The organism is Bacillus sp. 05T31 (genome assembly GCF_056396725.1).
In genome coordinates this window covers 1-15,439 of the sequence record NZ_JBFTMA010000032.1, presented here as the reverse complement: position 1 = coordinate 15,439, position 15,439 = coordinate 1, and the positions used below count along the sequence as shown (strand labels likewise).

Below are 15,439 nucleotides of genomic sequence, written 5' to 3'. Positions count from 1 at the left end.
GTTACGTGAGGGAGTATGATTTTTGTAAACATATTGTTAGGAGGAGTGTAGGATGAGCAAAAAGGAAGGCTACTCAATTGGTGAGTTTTCAAAGAGAACAGGTATATCAATACGAACACTACAGTATTACGATGAACTTGGCCTGCTTAAACCTGAAAAAAATATAAGTTCAGGACACCGTGTATATAAAGATAGAGATATATTAGCGCTCCAAAAAATAGTGAGTCTTAAAGTATTAGGATATAGTTTAGAAGAAATTCGTGTCRTGCTCAATGTGAAAAGTTTGAATATAAGCTTAAAAGAAACATTACAAAATCAAAGAGTAGCCTTTGAAGAAAAGAAAAAACAACTTGAAGTTTCGATAAAGGCGATTGAACGAACAATGGTATACCTTGAGGAAGATGAAGAGGTAGATAGTAACATATTAATGAGCTTAATTAATAGTATCCAAAAAGAAAACGAACAACGTTTATGGCTTGAAGAATATGTATCAAAAGAAGTGGCTGATGGATTATATAATAAGCCGGAAGAAGAGGAGATAGCACTTGATAAAGAATTTATGTGTTTAGCAAAAGAAGTGAAAAGGTTATTTGGAAGACAAATTGAGGATTCAGAAGTGCAAAAATTGGTTGATGAACATATGAAAGCGACTCTTAAGTATGTCGGTGAAGAGACAATGTATTCTCTAGGTAAATTAGAGAATGTAGAAGAACAATATAATAATATGATGCCTTCTCCTTATACGGAAGAAGAAGAGGCGTGGCTTAATGAAGCGATGAAATACTTTATGATCCAAAATGGTTTGTATAGTCCACCTAAATAAAAAATGCCCTATAAGGGCACTTATTACTCTTTTCCATCTAATAAACGACCAAGTCCACCTAATACACTACCTTCACCAGTACTTTGAGCTGCTGGGCTTGTAAGGCGTGCTGCTAAGCGGCTAAGTGTTAAGGACTGAATCCAAACCGTTCCAGGACCTTCTAGCGTTGCGAAGAATAAACCTTCACCGCCAAATAGAGCTGTTTTTACTTTTCCAACGAATTGAATATCGTAGTTAACATCTTTTGTCATTGCAACGAGACAACCTGTATCAATGCGAAGTTTCTCACCAGGTTTTAATTCACGCTTATATACCGTTCCTCCTGCATGCATGAAAGCTAGACCATCACCTTCAAGTTTCTGCATGATGAAACCTTCACCCCCGAAGAAACCAGTTCCTATTTTTTTAGTAAACTCAATTCCGATAGAAACACCTTTTGCGGCACAAAGAAATGCATCTTTTTGGCAGACTACTTTTCCTTGATATTCTGTTAAATCAACAGGAATAATTTTTCCAGGATAAGGAGCGGCGAATGATACGTGTCGTTTGCCATGACCTGTATTTGTAAATACAGTCATAAACATACTTTCACCTGTAACGAGACGTTTACCTGCGCCCATTAATTTACCGAATAGACCACTAGATGGTCCAGAACCATCACCGAAAATCGTTTCCATTTCGATATGATCTTCCATCATCATCATTGCGCCAGCCTCTGCGACAACGCTTTCTTCTGGATCCAATTCAATTTCAACAAACTGCATATCATCGCCATATAATTTATACTCGATTTCATGTGCTTGCATTTTTTCACCTCATCATATGTAGTAATTATATTGTACAAAAATTAAAGAAATTAGAATACTGTAGTTTTATTAATTTTTGAATAAAAATAGAATGAAAATTTATGATTATACTAGGCTTATAAAAAACAATGGGACGAAAGTGTTCTCATTTGACGTTTTTGCTATAGCATGATATAGTGAAAACACTATTGAGCTACATAATGTGGTACGGAAATAAAGCACGTTGTATTAAAGGCTGTAAGCTTGTTATACATTCATGTCCTTTATATCCACCTTTTCATGTGGATTCATAGTTTCATTTTTATTTAGGAGGTACATGACATGCAAACAGGTAAAGTAAAATGGTTTAACGGCGAAAAAGGTTTTGGCTTCATCGAAGTTGAAGGCGGAGAAGACGTATTCGTACATTTCTCAGCTATTCAAGGCGACGGCTTCAAAACTTTAGAAGAAGGTCAAGAAGTTTCTTTCGAAATCGTTGATGGAAACCGCGGACCACAAGCAGCTAACGTTACAAAAAACTAATTAGCTAGCGAAAAAAAGCATTCCGAATTTCGGAATGCTTTTTTTATGCTTTAGAACCAGACTCATCTGAAGATAATTCACCTTTAAAGGTGCGTTCTTCARAGTCATCAAGCAATTGTTCATATTCTTCATGTTCTTCTGTTGCGAAAACTTGTGGGTTTTTTCCATACATATCTGTTCCAATAAAGTTTTCGAAATCCTCTACATACCCAACATTTTCTTCACTATTTACGTACATGCCATTATAGTTTTTTGAATCCTGTCTTTCTAAATCGGATGGTGTTTCTGATGTTCCGTAATTTGCGACGTCTTGCCAAGCATCTTCAGCATCGTACTCTACAGAATGATCTTCGTCGTGCTTATGAAACGAAGAATTTAGCACCTCTTCTTCAACTGGGCGCGCCTTCATATCTAATTTATTTGTAGTGTGCTGAATACACGTTGTAGCAGTTGGCATTGCTTCTAATCTTTCAAATGGAATTTCCTCACCAGACACTTCGCAAATTCCGTACGTACCAGCTTCAATTTTTTGCAGAGCATGTTTCGTATCTTCTAACTGTTTATGCCAAAATTCGATGAGTCCGAAATCTTTCTCACGTTCGTACAATTCTGTAGCCATATCACCTGGATGGTTGTCATAGCTAGACAATTCTCCTACTGAATCACGTTCAGATGCACGGTTTTCATCTTCATGAKTTTGTATCGTTTGTTCAACTTCTTGCTGTTGTTTTTCTAGAATAGATTTAAATTGATTTATTTGTTGTGGAGTTAACATAGTCGTCCACCTTCCTACAATTCAGTTTCTTTACATAGTATGAGCGTTGAGAGTAGGAATTATGAGATGAATTTCAGCCGGGAAGTCGGTATATGAAAAAAGGAGCCGCATAAGCAGCTCCTTTCTATCCCGCTATTTGCCGGGCAGTAAAACTCCCACCTTAGAATTTGGCTGGAGCAAAGAAGTTAGGTGGGAGACCAACTGCCCGTAAACGCCCGATTGGTGCGGGCTAATAATCAGTGGGGATGAACAAAATCTCCACTGATTAAAGTTTCACTTTATAGGAAGTATCCAAGCAATAATCCGATTCCCATTAGGAGACCGAAAATTGTATTTGTTTTTGCTGTTGAAATCATCGCAGGTACCATTTCCATTGGAATGCTTTTGCCGATAAAGCCTTTCGTCGCTTTAAATGCTTTCGGTACACTTAAGAATACGATAAGCATCCATGGTGATACGATGTTAACGATGATTAAAGCGATTGTCCAAATGTAGGCAACGATAAACATAGAAGCAAGTACACCAACGGCTCTTTCGCGTCCAACGAGAATTGCTAACGTTTTACGACCATTTTCTTTATCACCATCTAAATCACGAATATTGTTAGATAGTAAAATTGCACCAATTAAAATGGAGCTTGGAATAGATAATAAAATCACTTCTGATGTTACTGCGCCTGTTTGGATAAAGAATGAAATACCAATAATAATGACACCCATAAATAATCCTGCTGTTAGCTCTCCAAATGGTGTGTACGCAATTGGAATAGGGCCACCAGTGTAAAGGTAAGCAACGGCCATACAAACAAGACCGATTGCAGCAAGCCACCAGCTAGAGTTCATACAAATATAAACACCTAATAGCGTTGCGATGCCTAAAAATCCGAATGCTAAGTTAAGAACGGTTTTTGGTTTAATGCCATCGCGGACGATAGCACCGCCTATTCCAACTGAACCTTCATGATCGAGTCCTCTTTTATAATCAAAGTATTCATTAAACATGTTCGTTGCTGCTTGAATGAGAAGGCAAGCAAGAAGCATCATAAAGAAAAGAGGAAGATGTATTTGATTTATACCTCCGACCTGCATTGCAAAAGCTGTTCCGATGAAAACAGGAACGAAAGCTGCTGTTAATGTATGGGGACGTAATAAACTCCACCAAATTCGCCAGCCTGTTTGTTTACTTGGCTTTGGCGCCGTAGGAGAGGAATTCGTTTCGACGTTCATTTCCATGTTGAATCCTCCTTGGTCACATATTGTACACAATTAAGTGTAGAAAAAGCATCATTTAGTGTCAACGTTTATTTTCTAGGAAGAGAAGGTGAATTTCTCAGAAATGCTAAACGTTGACAGGCCTTTCCTTTGAGGTGTATCTTAAAATCAAGCGTAATTATGACTATTTTTCGCCCATAGGGGGGAGACAATTGTGATTCAAACGAAACGAAAAGGCTTACAAGAAGTTCTTGTTACAGCTATTAAGCGTGCGACTGATGAAAAAACATTAGTTAGTTTTGTAAAACAAATAGATTGGGTGGATCCACTTCTGTTTTATGCAGCAGGAAAAAGGATCGCATTCGAAAATAGATGTTATTTTGCAGACCCAGCTCAGCATGTAATATTTGCTGGAATTGGCTCTGTTTTCACTATAGCAAATTCTTCTCACAAACGCTTTCAAACTGCTCGTGACGAGTGGGATAAAGTAAAAGAGAAAGCATTCGTACAAAGAGAAGGATACGAATTTKGAACAGGTCCTCTTTTATTTGGTGGATTTTCATTTGACCAAGAAAAAGAAAAAACGAATCTTTGGAAAGAATTTGATGATACCACATTTTCACTACCAGCATTTTTATTAACTGTAAAAAATGAAAAGGCGTGGTTAACGATTAATCAGTTCGTTTCAGCTGAAGATTGTGCAGAAACTCTTTATAACGAAATTATTTCTGTAGAAGAGAGAATTTTACAAGAGAGTAAATGTGCACTAGWAGGATCAAAATTAACAGTTACTTCTAAAGTAGAAGTTGATCCGARKGGCTGGATGAAYGCGATTGGAAAAGTGCARGATGAAATGAAGCAAGGGAACGTGCAGAAGGTTGTATTAGCAAGGGAGCTAAAATTAACGATGGATCAGCATATTGATTCCGTTCTTGTTTTAGAAGCGCTTCGCATTGGGCAACCGGATTGTTACGTATTTTCTTTTGATTATAAAGGAGCATGCTTCTTAGGGGCGACACCTGAGCGATTGATTCGAAAAGAAGGCGAGAAGTTYACATCGATGTGCCTTGCTGGTTCAATTGGTCATGGCAATTCTATAGAAGAAAGTAAACAAAATGGTAAGACGCTTCTTCATGATGAAAAGAATTTGGCTGAACACGGTTATGTAGTTAACATGATTCGAGGTGTGCTAAGTGAGCATTGCGAATCTGTTAATATTCCGGAGAGCCCAGGCTTATTAACGACGAAAAATTTAATCCATTTATATACGCCAGTAGAAGCAAAAGGTGATGCAAGTCTTTTAACGATGGTAGAAGAATTACATCCAACACCAGCTCTTGGTGGTACACCTCGTCATGAGGCGTTGAAATTAATCCGTGATGTAGAGCTTTTAGATAGAGGATTATATGGTGCACCAATTGGCTTTATAGATGATGAAGGAAATGGTGAATTTGCGGTTGCACTTCGCTGYGGATTATTAAATGGCGAGAAGGCATCCTTGTTTGCCGGCTGTGGTATCGTAATTGATTCAGTAGCGCAGCTTGAATATGAAGAAACAAGTTTGAAGTTTAGACCGATGCTTGGTGCTTTGGAGGAATTAATGAAATGAACAATCATATAGAAGCATTATCATATTATTTAGGCGCGTTCGTGGACGAACTGACGCGTCTAAATGTATGTGATGTTGTCATTAGTCCTGGCTCACGGTCAACGCCGATTGCCTTACTAATGGAACAACATGAAGGAATGAAAACATATTTACATGTAGACGAAAGATCAGCAGGATTTTTTGCGCTCGGTATTGCGAAAGCAAAAAAACGTCCTGTTGCGCTATTATGTACGTCAGGGACGGCAGCAGCGAACTATTATCCAGCTGTATGTGAAGCGTTTCATTCACGAGTGCCGCTTATCGTATTAACAGCGGATAGACCGCATGAATTAAGAGATGTGGGTGCACCACAGGCGATGAATCAATTTAATTTATACGGTACTTTTGTGAAGCAATTTACAGAGATGGCACTTCCTGAAGCGAGTGAAGCAATGTATCATTACGCTCGAATGACAACGCAGCGTACGATAGCAAGCGCACTTCTAGCGCCGCAAGGACCTGTTCATCTTAATTTTCCAGTTCGCGAGCCGCTTATACCGGATTTCTCATTAGAAAGTTTATGGGATAAAGGGCGTGGTGAATATACAGGAGTAGTTCAGCAAGGGAACGTGACGATGCCGAGTGAATATGTAGATTCTCTTGTAGGGCGCCTTTCACATATGGAAAAGGGGCTTATTATTTGTGGAGACGGCAGTCATCCAGAAATAACAGAAGTTGTTATGAAAGTAGCTGAGAAAACAGGGTATCCAATTTTAGCAGATCCACTTTCTAACCTCCGTAGTGGTAATCATGATAAAACGATGGTTATAGATTGTTACGATACATTTTTACGAAATGAATTGTTAAAAGAAACGTGGAAGCCGAATGTTTTAATTCGTTTCGGAGGAATGCCTGTCTCTAAAGCATTAACGCAGTTTATCAAAAAACAAACGAAAGCTGTTCATATCGTTGTCGATGAATCTGGACAATGGAGAGATCCAGCTCTAGTTGCGACAGAAGTTGTACAAGCTAGTGACAGTGAATTTTGCAGAGCATTACTAGATAAAATGCCAGTTATGAAAAAGAATGATTGGTTCGGAATGTGGAAACATATAAACGAGAAAACGAGAGAAACRCTTCGTGAGATGGAAACATATGAAACGGCRTTTGAAGGAAAAGTAATTACGGATATTGTACGTGTATTACCAGAAGGGGCAACGTTATTTGCGAGTAATAGTATGCCAATTCGCGATACCGATTCATTTTTCTTCACATCGGATAAAAACATTCAAGTAATGGCGAACCGCGGTGTAAATGGTATTGATGGAATCATTTCAACAGCTTTAGGAGCGAGTATTATTTGTGATCCGCTCGTATTAGTAATCGGTGATTTATCATTTTATCACGATYTAAACGGACTATTAGCCGCGAAACTACATGAGTTAAATATAACGATTGTTGTTGTAAATAATGATGGTGGAGGTATTTTCTCATTCTTACCACAATACGAGAAAAAGGAACATTTCGAATCATTATTTGGAACACCAATTGGGCTTGATTATGAACATGTTGTCAAAATGTATGGTGGTTCATTTAGCCGTGTAAATGGTTGGGAAAACTTCCGAGAAGAAGTACAAACTGGAACGAAAACGAATGGATTACACGTTGTGGAAATTTGTACGAATCGCGAAGAAAACTTGAAATTACATCGTGAACTATGGGCAAAAACAATGGACGTTATTACTACATCTTTGCAAGGTGAATCAAAATGAAAGTAACATTGCAAGGTGTATCGTATGAATATGAAGTAGCCGGAAGCGGGGAACCACTTCTACTTCTTCATGGTTTTACGGGAAGCATGGAAACGTGGGGTTCCTTTATTCCTTCTTGGAGCGAGCAGTTTCAAGTCATTCTAGTAGACATTATTGGACACGGGAAAACGGAAAGTCCTGAAGATGTGACGCATTATGATATTCAAAATGTGGCACTGCAAATGAAAGAACTACTGGATCATCTTCATATTGAAAATGCGCACATACTTGGCTATTCAATGGGTGGTAGACTTGCGATTACGATGGCATGCTTATATCCAGAATATGTGCGTTCGCTTCTTTTAGAAAACTGTACAGCTGGACTTGAGAGTGCAAAGGAGCGAAAAGAACGCAAGGAAAAAGATGAACGACTTGCTGATAAAATTGAGCAAGAAGGCATCCGAGGTTTTGTATCGATGTGGGAAAATATTCCGCTATTTGAAACGCAAAAACGTTTAGCGCAAAACGTAAAAGAAGCGGTGCGAAAAGAACGACTTGCTAATAATCCAAAAGGACTTGCAAATAGTCTTCGCGGCATGGGAACAGGAGCTCAGCCTTCATGGTGGAACGAATTGCAAAACCTAAAAATACCTGTCCTTTTACTGAATGGAGAAAGCGATGAAAAGTTCTTTCGCCTATTAAAAAACATCGAAAAATGCATCCCTCATGCGAAATTTGTCAAAATTGATGGGGCTGGCCATGCAATTCATGTGGAACAACCGGAAAAGTTTGATACAATAGTAAAGGGATTTCTAAAAACTATGCAGTGATACTTTTTTCCTTGTGAAGGAAGTTGAGCTTATAGAGAAATTAATGAGAGATCATTAAGAGTATAAAAAGGAGGTAATAGTAATGACTATTGAATGGGTAAAAGAAGGCAATTACGAAGATATTATTTATTCAACATACAATGGCATCGCAAAGATTTCGATTAACCGCCCTGAAGTACATAACGCATTCCGTCCTAAAACGGTAATGGAGTTAATCAATGCTTTTGCGCACGCTCGTGATGATGCAAATGTTGGCGTTATCATTTTAACAGGTGAAGGTGGACGTGCATTCTGTTCTGGCGGCGACCAAAAAGTTCGCGGTCATGGTGGATATGTAGGTGACGACCAAATCCCACGTTTAAACGTATTAGACTTACAACGTCTAATTCGCGCAATTCCTAAACCAGTTATCGCAATGGTAGCAGGTTATGCAATCGGTGGTGGACACGTACTTCATATCGTATGTGACTTAACAATCGCTGCAGACAACGCTGTATTCGGACAAACAGGTCCTAAAGTAGGAAGCTTTGACGGTGGATACGGAGCTGGTTACTTAGCTCGTATGGTAGGCCATAAGAAAGCTCGCGAAATTTGGTACCTATGCCGTCAATACAGCGCACAGGAAGCGCTTGATATGGGCTTAGTAAACACAGTAGTACCATTAGAAGAGCTTGAAGCAGAAACAGTACAATGGGCACAAGAAATCTTAGCAAACAGCCCAATGGCACTTCGTTTCCTAAAAGCTGCATTCAACGCAGACACAGACGGTTTAGCTGGTATTCAACAACTAGCTGGAGACGCAACGTTATTGTACTACACAACTGACGAAGCAAAAGAAGGCCGCGACGCGTTCAAAGAAAAACGCACTCCGGACTTCGGTCAATTCCCTCGTTTCCCGTGATGAAACCAAAAGCGGAAGCGGCTCGCTTAGAACAAGAGGGCGTTGGAACTCCTGACGTAGAGGCGCTTTTTGCTTCGTAGGAAGGCGTGAAACGACCGACTGTTCTAGCCGCTGTAGCTGGATGAAACCAAAAGCGGAAGCAGCTCGCTTAGAACAAGAGGGCGTTGGAACTCCTGAAAAAGAGGCGCTTTTTGCCTCGCAGGAAGGCGTGAAACGACCGACTGTTCTAGCCGCTGTAGCTGGATGTTTCAAAGCGGAGCCGACTGTTTAGCTCCGTAGGCTAAGGTTCTTTCGCACAGAAAGTGTTTTTTACTTTCTCGTGCGGAAGGTTCTTAGACGGAAGCAGCTCGCACACAATGTGAGACGCTCCCAAAAGATCACACCGGAAACAAAACAACTAAGAGACTTGATGTCATATCAGGTCTCTTTCTTTCATGAAAGGAGAATGAGTGATGGAGACGATGCCGAATTGGTTAATGCAACGTGCATTTTTAACACCTGATCGCACTGCAATTGAAATTGAAGAGGAGAAGGTTACTTTCGTGCAGCTGCATGAAAAAGTAGTATCTGTTTGTGAACACCTCACGCATGTAGGAGTGAAGCGGGCGCAAAAGGTGGCTGTTCTGATGAAAAATGGTATGGAGATGATTACAGTTATTCACGCCCTATCTTACATAGGTGCGGTAGCTGTGCTTTTAAATACGCGTCTTTCAAGAGAAGAGCTACTTTGGCAAATGGRTGATGCGGAAGTTGTTTGTTTAGTGACGGATCAAGAGTTTGAGACGRAAAATGTTCCRGTATRTTCATTTGCTGAAGTGATGCAAGGACCGAAGGCGGAAGCATTTATACAAGAAGAATTCTCTTTAGAAGAAGCGATGACAATTATTTATACGTCAGGGACGACAGGGAAACCGAAAGGCGTTATTTTAACATATGGTAACCACTGGGCAAGTGCAGTCGGTTCTTCGCTTAATTTAGGGCTTCGTGATGATGATTGTTGGTTAGCTTGTATGCCAATGTTCCACGTTGGCGGGTTATCTCTTTTAATGAAAAATATTATGTACGGTATGCGCATTTTACTCGTTCCAAAATATGATGCTAATTTTATTCATAAAGCACTTCAAACGAGAGGCGTTACGATTATTTCTGTCGTTTCTAAAATGCTAACAGATTTATTAGAACGACTTGGAGAAGAGATATATCCATCTTCTTTACGATGCATGTTACTTGGGGGAGGACCAGCACCGAAGCCGTTATTAGAAACATGTGTGGAAAAAGGAATTCCTGTGTATCAAACGTACGGTATGACAGAAACRTCATCGCAAATTTGTACGTTAACAGCAGATTAYATGTTAACGAAAGTAGGATCAGCCGGAAAACCACTATTTCAGTGTCAGCTTCGTATTGAAAAAGACGGCGTAGTTGTGCCGCCCCGTGCTGAAGGAGAAATTGTAGTAAAAGGACCGAATGTAACAGGTGGCTACTTTAACCGTGAAGATGCGACGCATGAGGCGATCAGAAATGGATGGCTTCATACTGGTGACCTCGGTTATTTAGATGAAGAAGGATTTTTATACGTATTAGATCGCCGCAGTGATTTAATTATTTCTGGCGGAGAAAATATATATCCAGCTCAAATTGAAGAAGTATTGCTCTCTCATCCGGCGGTAGCAGAAGCGGGTGTTGTCGGTATGGCTGACGAAAGTTGGGGACAAGTACCAGCTGCTTTTGTTGTAAAAAGTGGAGAGGTAACAGAAGAAGAAATTCTTCGTTTTTGCGAAGAGAAATTAGCGAAATATAAAGTGCCGAAGAAAGCATGTTTCTTAGAGGAATTACCACGAAATGCTTCGAAGAAATTGTTAAGACGAGAGTTAAGACAATTAGTGGAGGAGATGTAGGTGGAAATAAAAAAAGTGACACTTTATATAACGGAAATGCCGCTCATTATCCCGTTTGCCGCGAGTTACGGAACTTACGAAAAGCGTGAAAGTATCGTCATTGAATTAGAAGATAAGGATGGATACATTGGTTTTGGTGAAGTCGTTGCATTTTCTGAACCGTGGTATACGGAAGAAACGGTGAAGACAGCGCTGCATGTACTTCAGGATTTTTTATTACCAGATTTATTGAAAGCTGAAATCTCTCATCCGAATGAAGTACCGTCTTTGTTCAAACATATAAAGAGAAACCGAATGGCAAAGGCCGGAATTGAAGGTGCTGTCTGGGATTTATATGCGAAGCGTCAAAAGCAGTCGTTAGCGATATCACTTGGCGGAAATAGGTCTGAAATTGAAGTCGGCGTTGTGATTGGGATCAATACAATTCCCGTTATGTTAAAACAAATCGAGAAGTACGCGGAAGAAGGATACGAGCGCTTTAAAGTGAAAATAAAGCCAGAACATGATTACGAATTGCTGAAAGAAATTCGTAAAGAGTTTCCGAATATCCCGTTAATGGCTGATGCAAATTCWGCTTATACATTAGCGGATACGGAGAAGTTGAAAMGRCTAGATGAATTCCAACTTATGATGATTGAACAACCGTTAGCGGATTACGATTTTCTGGATCATGCACAGTTGCAAAAGAAAATTGAAACACCGATTTGTYTRGATGAAAGCATCCATAGTTTAGAAGACGCACGTGTTGCGATTACGCTTGGCAGTTGCCGCGTCGTTAATATTAAACCAGGGCGAGTGGGCGGATTAACAGAGTCCGTTCAAATCCATAATTATTGTATGGAGCATAACATACCAGTTTGGTGCGGTGGCATGGTAGAAATGGGGATTTCACGAGCTCAAAATGTTGCACTCGCTTCATTGCCAAACTTTACGATTCCTGGAGATATATCTGCTTCTAGTAGACATTGGGAGAAGGATATTATTTCACCGGAAGTGATGCTTGAAAGCGGAAAAGTAAGGGTACCGCAAAGTATTGAACGTGAGTATGAAGTAGATCGAGGCAGGTTGGAAGAAATAACAAAGCAGCGGATTATTTTTGAGCGATGAATGGGAGCTTTTATTAGTACTGACTACCTGCAAATAGCGGGATGATTTTCTCGTTAATTTTCGGTAAGTCGATATATTTAAAAAATCACCGATATAATTTCATTTATCAAGGTTACTCTTACGGGTAGCCTTTGATAGACTAGTTTAAAATCGAGCGTATGAAAACAGAATAAAGTAGGGGGACTAAAATGAAGCGCATTTCAATTTTAATAGCTGATGATGAAGCGGAAATTGCTGATTTAATTGAGATACATTTAGAAAAAGAGGGTTACCACGTCGTTAAAGCAGCTGATGGAGAAGAAGCCATGCATATTATTCAAACGCAGCCAATTGACTTAGTGGTTTTAGATATTATGATGCCGAAAATGGATGGGTATGAAGTGACGAGGCAGATTCGCGGCAAGCACCACATGCCAATCATTTTCTTAAGTGCGAAAACATCTGATTTTGATAAAGTGACAGGTCTTGTATTAGGTGCAGATGATTATATGACAAAGCCTTTCACACCGATTGAATTAGTCGCACGTGTAAATGCACAACTGCGTAGATTTCTTACGTTAAATCAGCCGAAAGTAGCGGAGAATAAATCTGCTTTAGAAATAGGCGGAGTCGCTATTGATCCTGAGCGAAGAACAGTAAATGTGTACGGAGAGCCGATTGAATTAACACCAAAAGAATTTGATATTTTATATGTATTAGCAAGTCATCCGAAGAAAGTGTACAGTGTGGAAAATATTTTTCAGCAAGTATGGGCTGAAGGGTATTACGAAAGTGGAAATACAGTTATGGTACATATCCGTACTTTGCGAAAAAAGCTTGGGGAAGATAAAAGAAAGGATAAGTTAATAAAAACAGTGTGGGGGGTAGGTTATACTTTCAATGGCTAAAAAGATGAGAAGCTTTCRCTCGAAGATGATTATGCTATTTGCGTTAAGTATGATATTAGCTGGTGGCGTAACGTATTTAATTTATGAGGGGCTACGTCTCTATTATAAATTAGCAGTTCGTTATGAGGATCCTTTAGCCCAATTTCGTTCAATGGTAAGACAAATTGGGGACATTAATTTCTTTTTAATTGTATTTATTCCTCTGTCCATTATGTTTTTCTTCTTCCTTACTAGACCGTATTTAAAATATTTTGATGAGATTTCGAACGGGATTCATCATCTTGCGAACGGAGATTTTTCAAATCAAGTTCGTGTTTCATCAAATGATGAGTTTGGATATATCGCACGCGAAATTAATGTAGCAAGTGAAAAATTAAAAGAAGCGGTTGAACGAGGAGACTTTGCGGAAAGTAGTAAAGATCAGCTCATTGTCAACTTAGCTCATGATTTAAGAACGCCGCTAACATCTGTTTTAGGGTATTTAGATTTAATTCTTAAAGATGAGAATTTGACGAAGGAACAAATTAAACATTTTTCTACAATTGCTTTTACGAAATCCGAAAGGCTTGAAATCTTAATTGATGAATTATTTGAAATAACGAGAATGAATTATGGCATGTTGCAAATTGAAAAAAGACCAATTGATATAAGTGAATTACTTATACAGTTAGATGAAGAATTATATCCGTTATTAGAAAAAAAAGGTTTAGAAGCGAGATTGAATATGGATTCGCATTTACCTATTAACGGTGACGGGAAATTGTTAGCTCGAGTATTTGAAAATCTTTTAACGAATGCGATTCGCTATGGATACGATGGAAAGTTTGTTGATGTGAACGGATATATTGATCATGAAGAGGTAGTTGTACAAATTATTAATTACGGCGATAGTATTCCAGAAGCAGATTTACCATATTTATTTGATATGTTTTATACAGGTGATAAGGCGAGGTCAGAGCAACAGGGCGGAACAGGCCTTGGGCTATTTATCGCAAAAAATATTATCGAACAGCATGATGGGACAATCTCTGCTGAAAGTAACGTAATTAGAACGATATTTGAAGTGAGATTACCAAAAGAAGAGAGCAAAGCAATTTAATAAAAATTTAAACTTTACCCCACTTTTTATTTTAATAGTTTTTTCTATTCTATACGTAAGTTACGTTAAGGAGGAACTAGAAATGAAAAAGTGGGTATTTATTTCTCTTTTTATAGTATGTACAGCATGTGTAGGCTTTTATATATCACCAGTATTTCAAAAGGAGATCGATGTTAAAATTGCAGAAAAAGATTACAAAGTAAAAGCCGCGAACACTGAAAAGATAGAGGTCACAAAGGAACAAATTTATAAAGGGGATCTACTATTAGTTAATAAAGATTACCCGGTTAAAAAAGATAGTGTTAGGTCCGATATTATAAATGTAAATCACAATAGTGAATTAGTAAGAGGCTATGTAATATTTGATAGAAATCTTCGCTTATCAAAGGGTGTTGTAAAAAAGTTTTTGAACGTTGTCGATGCAGCTGGGAAAGATGGARTRCAGCATTTCTTAATGAGTAGCGGTTACCGAGATTTTCAAGAACAAAGTAAATTATATAAAGAAATGGGATCTGATTATGCACTTCCAGCAGGATATAGTGAACATAATTTAGGGTTATCACTCGACGTTGGGTCTACTCAAAAGAAAATGGAGAAAGCTCCTGAAGGAAAATGGATTGAAGAGAACGTATGGAAGCACGGATTTGTTTTACGTTATCCGAAAAATAAAAGTGATATTACGGGCATTCAATATGAGCCGTGGCACATACGTTACGTAGGTTTACCACATAGCGCAATTATGCAAAAAAAGAAGATTACGTTAGAGGAATATTTGGACTTCTTAAAAGAGGAAAAAGAAGTTTCAACTGAGGTTGAAGGTAAGAAATATACGGTTTCTTATTATAAAGTTTCAGATCGTATGAACGTGAATGTTCCAGTAAATAAGCAATATGAAATTTCGGGGAACAATATGGACGGGGTTATTGTGACGGTTCAGGAATAGGTGTTTCTTTAAACTAGAAGGATGGGTACAATTCTTCTAGTTTTTATTGTATACAAACGATGGCTGCCCTCTGTTTTGGATACTGATTTTAATAAGCCGATTTTATCGTAGTAACGCAGTATTCTTACTGTAACACCTGCTAGTGGTGGAATTTCAGGATGGGCTGCAAAAATAACTCTTAAACCAGTATGGTCAGGTGTTGTTGGTAATCTAGTTGGAAAAGCTTCTTCAGATTTAAAAATAGGCACAAATTATTGGAAGACAGTAAAAAAATATGTAGACAAAGATGCTTATAATG

General features: G+C 38.7%; 15 protein-coding genes and 1 pseudogene. 12 read left to right on the top strand and 4 right to left on the bottom strand.

Annotation, left to right across the window (positions count from 1 at the left end; all coding sequences use genetic code 11):
- Nucleotides 1-52 precede the first annotated feature (52 nt).
- Nucleotides 53-823, top strand: a complete 771-nt coding sequence (locus AC1DJR_RS04015; RefSeq protein WP_477002063.1) for a MerR family transcriptional regulator — start codon at nucleotides 53-55, stop codon at nucleotides 821-823.
- Nucleotides 824-846: 23 nt separating this feature from the next.
- Here AC1DJR_RS04015 and AC1DJR_RS04010 read toward each other — a convergent pair whose 3' ends face one another.
- Nucleotides 847-1,629, bottom strand: coding sequence for a TIGR00266 family protein (locus tag AC1DJR_RS04010; RefSeq protein ID WP_219920685.1), 783 nt, complete (start codon nucleotides 1,627-1,629; stop codon nucleotides 847-849).
- Between the two features lie 321 nt (nucleotides 1,630-1,950).
- Here AC1DJR_RS04010 and cspD point away from each other — a divergent pair, with 321 nt between their 5' ends.
- Complete coding sequence (cspD, locus tag AC1DJR_RS04005; RefSeq protein ID WP_001193051.1) at nucleotides 1,951-2,151, top strand: cold-shock protein CspD; 201 nt, start codon at nucleotides 1,951-1,953, stop codon at nucleotides 2,149-2,151.
- A gap of 43 nt (nucleotides 2,152-2,194) precedes the next feature.
- Here cspD and AC1DJR_RS04000 read toward each other — a convergent pair whose 3' ends face one another.
- Both AC1DJR_RS04000 and AC1DJR_RS03995 read right to left on the bottom strand, forming a co-directional pair.
- Nucleotides 2,195-2,926, bottom strand: coding sequence for a yteA family sporulation protein (locus AC1DJR_RS04000; protein ID WP_477002062.1), 732 nt, complete (start codon nucleotides 2,924-2,926; stop codon nucleotides 2,195-2,197).
- Nucleotides 2,927-3,204: 278 nt separating this feature from the next.
- Nucleotides 3,205-4,158 carry a 1,4-dihydroxy-2-naphthoate polyprenyltransferase gene (locus AC1DJR_RS03995; RefSeq protein WP_002015811.1) on the bottom strand — a complete coding sequence of 318 codons (954 nt, stop codon included), beginning with the start codon at nucleotides 4,156-4,158 and terminating at the stop codon, nucleotides 3,205-3,207.
- 193 nt (nucleotides 4,159-4,351) lie between these two features.
- On the opposite strand from AC1DJR_RS03995, the gene AC1DJR_RS03990 reads away from it, so the two are divergent.
- The 10 genes from AC1DJR_RS03990 (at nucleotide 4,352) to AC1DJR_RS03945 (ending at nucleotide 15,141) form a co-directional block, all read left to right on the top strand.
- Nucleotides 4,352-5,746, top strand: a complete 1,395-nt coding sequence (locus tag AC1DJR_RS03990) for an isochorismate synthase (RefSeq protein ID WP_477002061.1) — start codon at nucleotides 4,352-4,354, stop codon at nucleotides 5,744-5,746.
- Nucleotides 5,743-7,497 carry a 2-succinyl-5-enolpyruvyl-6-hydroxy-3-cyclohexene-1-carboxylic-acid synthase gene (menD, locus tag AC1DJR_RS03985; protein WP_429686551.1) on the top strand — a complete coding sequence of 585 codons (1,755 nt, stop codon included), beginning with the start codon at nucleotides 5,743-5,745 and terminating at the stop codon, nucleotides 7,495-7,497. The genes AC1DJR_RS03990 and menD overlap by 4 nt, the downstream gene beginning before the upstream one ends.
- Nucleotides 7,494-8,306, top strand: coding sequence for a 2-succinyl-6-hydroxy-2,4-cyclohexadiene-1-carboxylate synthase (menH, locus tag AC1DJR_RS03980; RefSeq protein WP_477002060.1), 813 nt, complete (start codon nucleotides 7,494-7,496; stop codon nucleotides 8,304-8,306). Before menD ends, menH begins: the two co-directional genes overlap by 4 nt.
- A gap of 82 nt (nucleotides 8,307-8,388) precedes the next feature.
- The gene (gene menB, locus AC1DJR_RS03975; protein WP_305926800.1) at nucleotides 8,389-9,207 is read left to right on the top strand and encodes a 1,4-dihydroxy-2-naphthoyl-CoA synthase; all 819 of its coding nucleotides are present in this window, start codon (nucleotides 8,389-8,391) and stop codon (nucleotides 9,205-9,207) included.
- 121 nt (nucleotides 9,208-9,328) lie between these two features.
- Complete coding sequence (locus AC1DJR_RS03970; RefSeq protein WP_410592525.1) at nucleotides 9,329-9,478, top strand: hypothetical protein; 150 nt, start codon at nucleotides 9,329-9,331, stop codon at nucleotides 9,476-9,478.
- Between the two features lie 181 nt (nucleotides 9,479-9,659).
- Complete coding sequence (locus AC1DJR_RS03965) at nucleotides 9,660-11,105, top strand: o-succinylbenzoate--CoA ligase (RefSeq protein WP_477002059.1); 1,446 nt, start codon at nucleotides 9,660-9,662, stop codon at nucleotides 11,103-11,105.
- Nucleotides 11,106-12,212: an o-succinylbenzoate synthase gene (menC, locus tag AC1DJR_RS03960; protein ID WP_429686552.1), complete on the top strand. Its 1,107-nt coding sequence runs from the start codon at nucleotides 11,106-11,108 to the stop codon at nucleotides 12,210-12,212. It begins immediately after the preceding gene.
- Nucleotides 12,213-12,400: 188 nt separating this feature from the next.
- Nucleotides 12,401-13,099, top strand: coding sequence for a response regulator transcription factor (locus AC1DJR_RS03955; RefSeq protein WP_002015820.1), 699 nt, complete (start codon nucleotides 12,401-12,403; stop codon nucleotides 13,097-13,099).
- Nucleotides 13,092-14,198, top strand: a complete 1,107-nt coding sequence (locus AC1DJR_RS03950) for a sensor histidine kinase (RefSeq protein WP_477002058.1) — start codon at nucleotides 13,092-13,094, stop codon at nucleotides 14,196-14,198. The genes AC1DJR_RS03955 and AC1DJR_RS03950 overlap by 8 nt, the downstream gene beginning before the upstream one ends.
- A gap of 82 nt (nucleotides 14,199-14,280) precedes the next feature.
- Nucleotides 14,281-15,141, top strand: a complete 861-nt coding sequence (locus AC1DJR_RS03945) for a M15 family metallopeptidase (protein ID WP_477002057.1) — start codon at nucleotides 14,281-14,283, stop codon at nucleotides 15,139-15,141.
- A 47-nt stretch (nucleotides 15,142-15,188) separates the two neighbouring features.
- Here AC1DJR_RS03945 and AC1DJR_RS03940 read toward each other — a convergent pair.
- Nucleotides 15,189-15,293, bottom strand: a pseudogene (locus AC1DJR_RS03940) (MerR family DNA-binding transcriptional regulator); the annotation flags it as partial.
- Nucleotides 15,294-15,439 lie beyond the last annotated feature (146 nt).

Bases quoted from the DNA above. Each gene is read 5' to 3' on its own strand.
- AC1DJR_RS03970 (WP_410592525.1), top strand. From the start codon at position 9,329: ATGAAACCAAAAGCGGAAGCAGCTCGCTTAGAACAAGAGGGCGTTGGA.
- cspD (WP_001193051.1), top strand. From the start codon at position 1,951: ATGCAAACAGGTAAAGTAAAATGGTTTAACGGCGAAAAAGGTTTTGGC.
- AC1DJR_RS03955 (WP_002015820.1), top strand. From the start codon at position 12,401: ATGAAGCGCATTTCAATTTTAATAGCTGATGATGAAGCGGAAATTGCT.
- menH (WP_477002060.1), top strand. From the start codon at position 7,494: ATGAAAGTAACATTGCAAGGTGTATCGTATGAATATGAAGTAGCCGGA.
- AC1DJR_RS03995 (WP_002015811.1), bottom strand. From the start codon at position 4,158: ATGGAAATGAACGTCGAAACGAATTCCTCTCCTACGGCGCCAAAGCCA.
- menB (WP_305926800.1), top strand. From the start codon at position 8,389: ATGACTATTGAATGGGTAAAAGAAGGCAATTACGAAGATATTATTTAT.
- AC1DJR_RS04010 (WP_219920685.1), bottom strand. From the start codon at position 1,629: ATGCAAGCACATGAAATCGAGTATAAATTATATGGCGATGATATGCAG.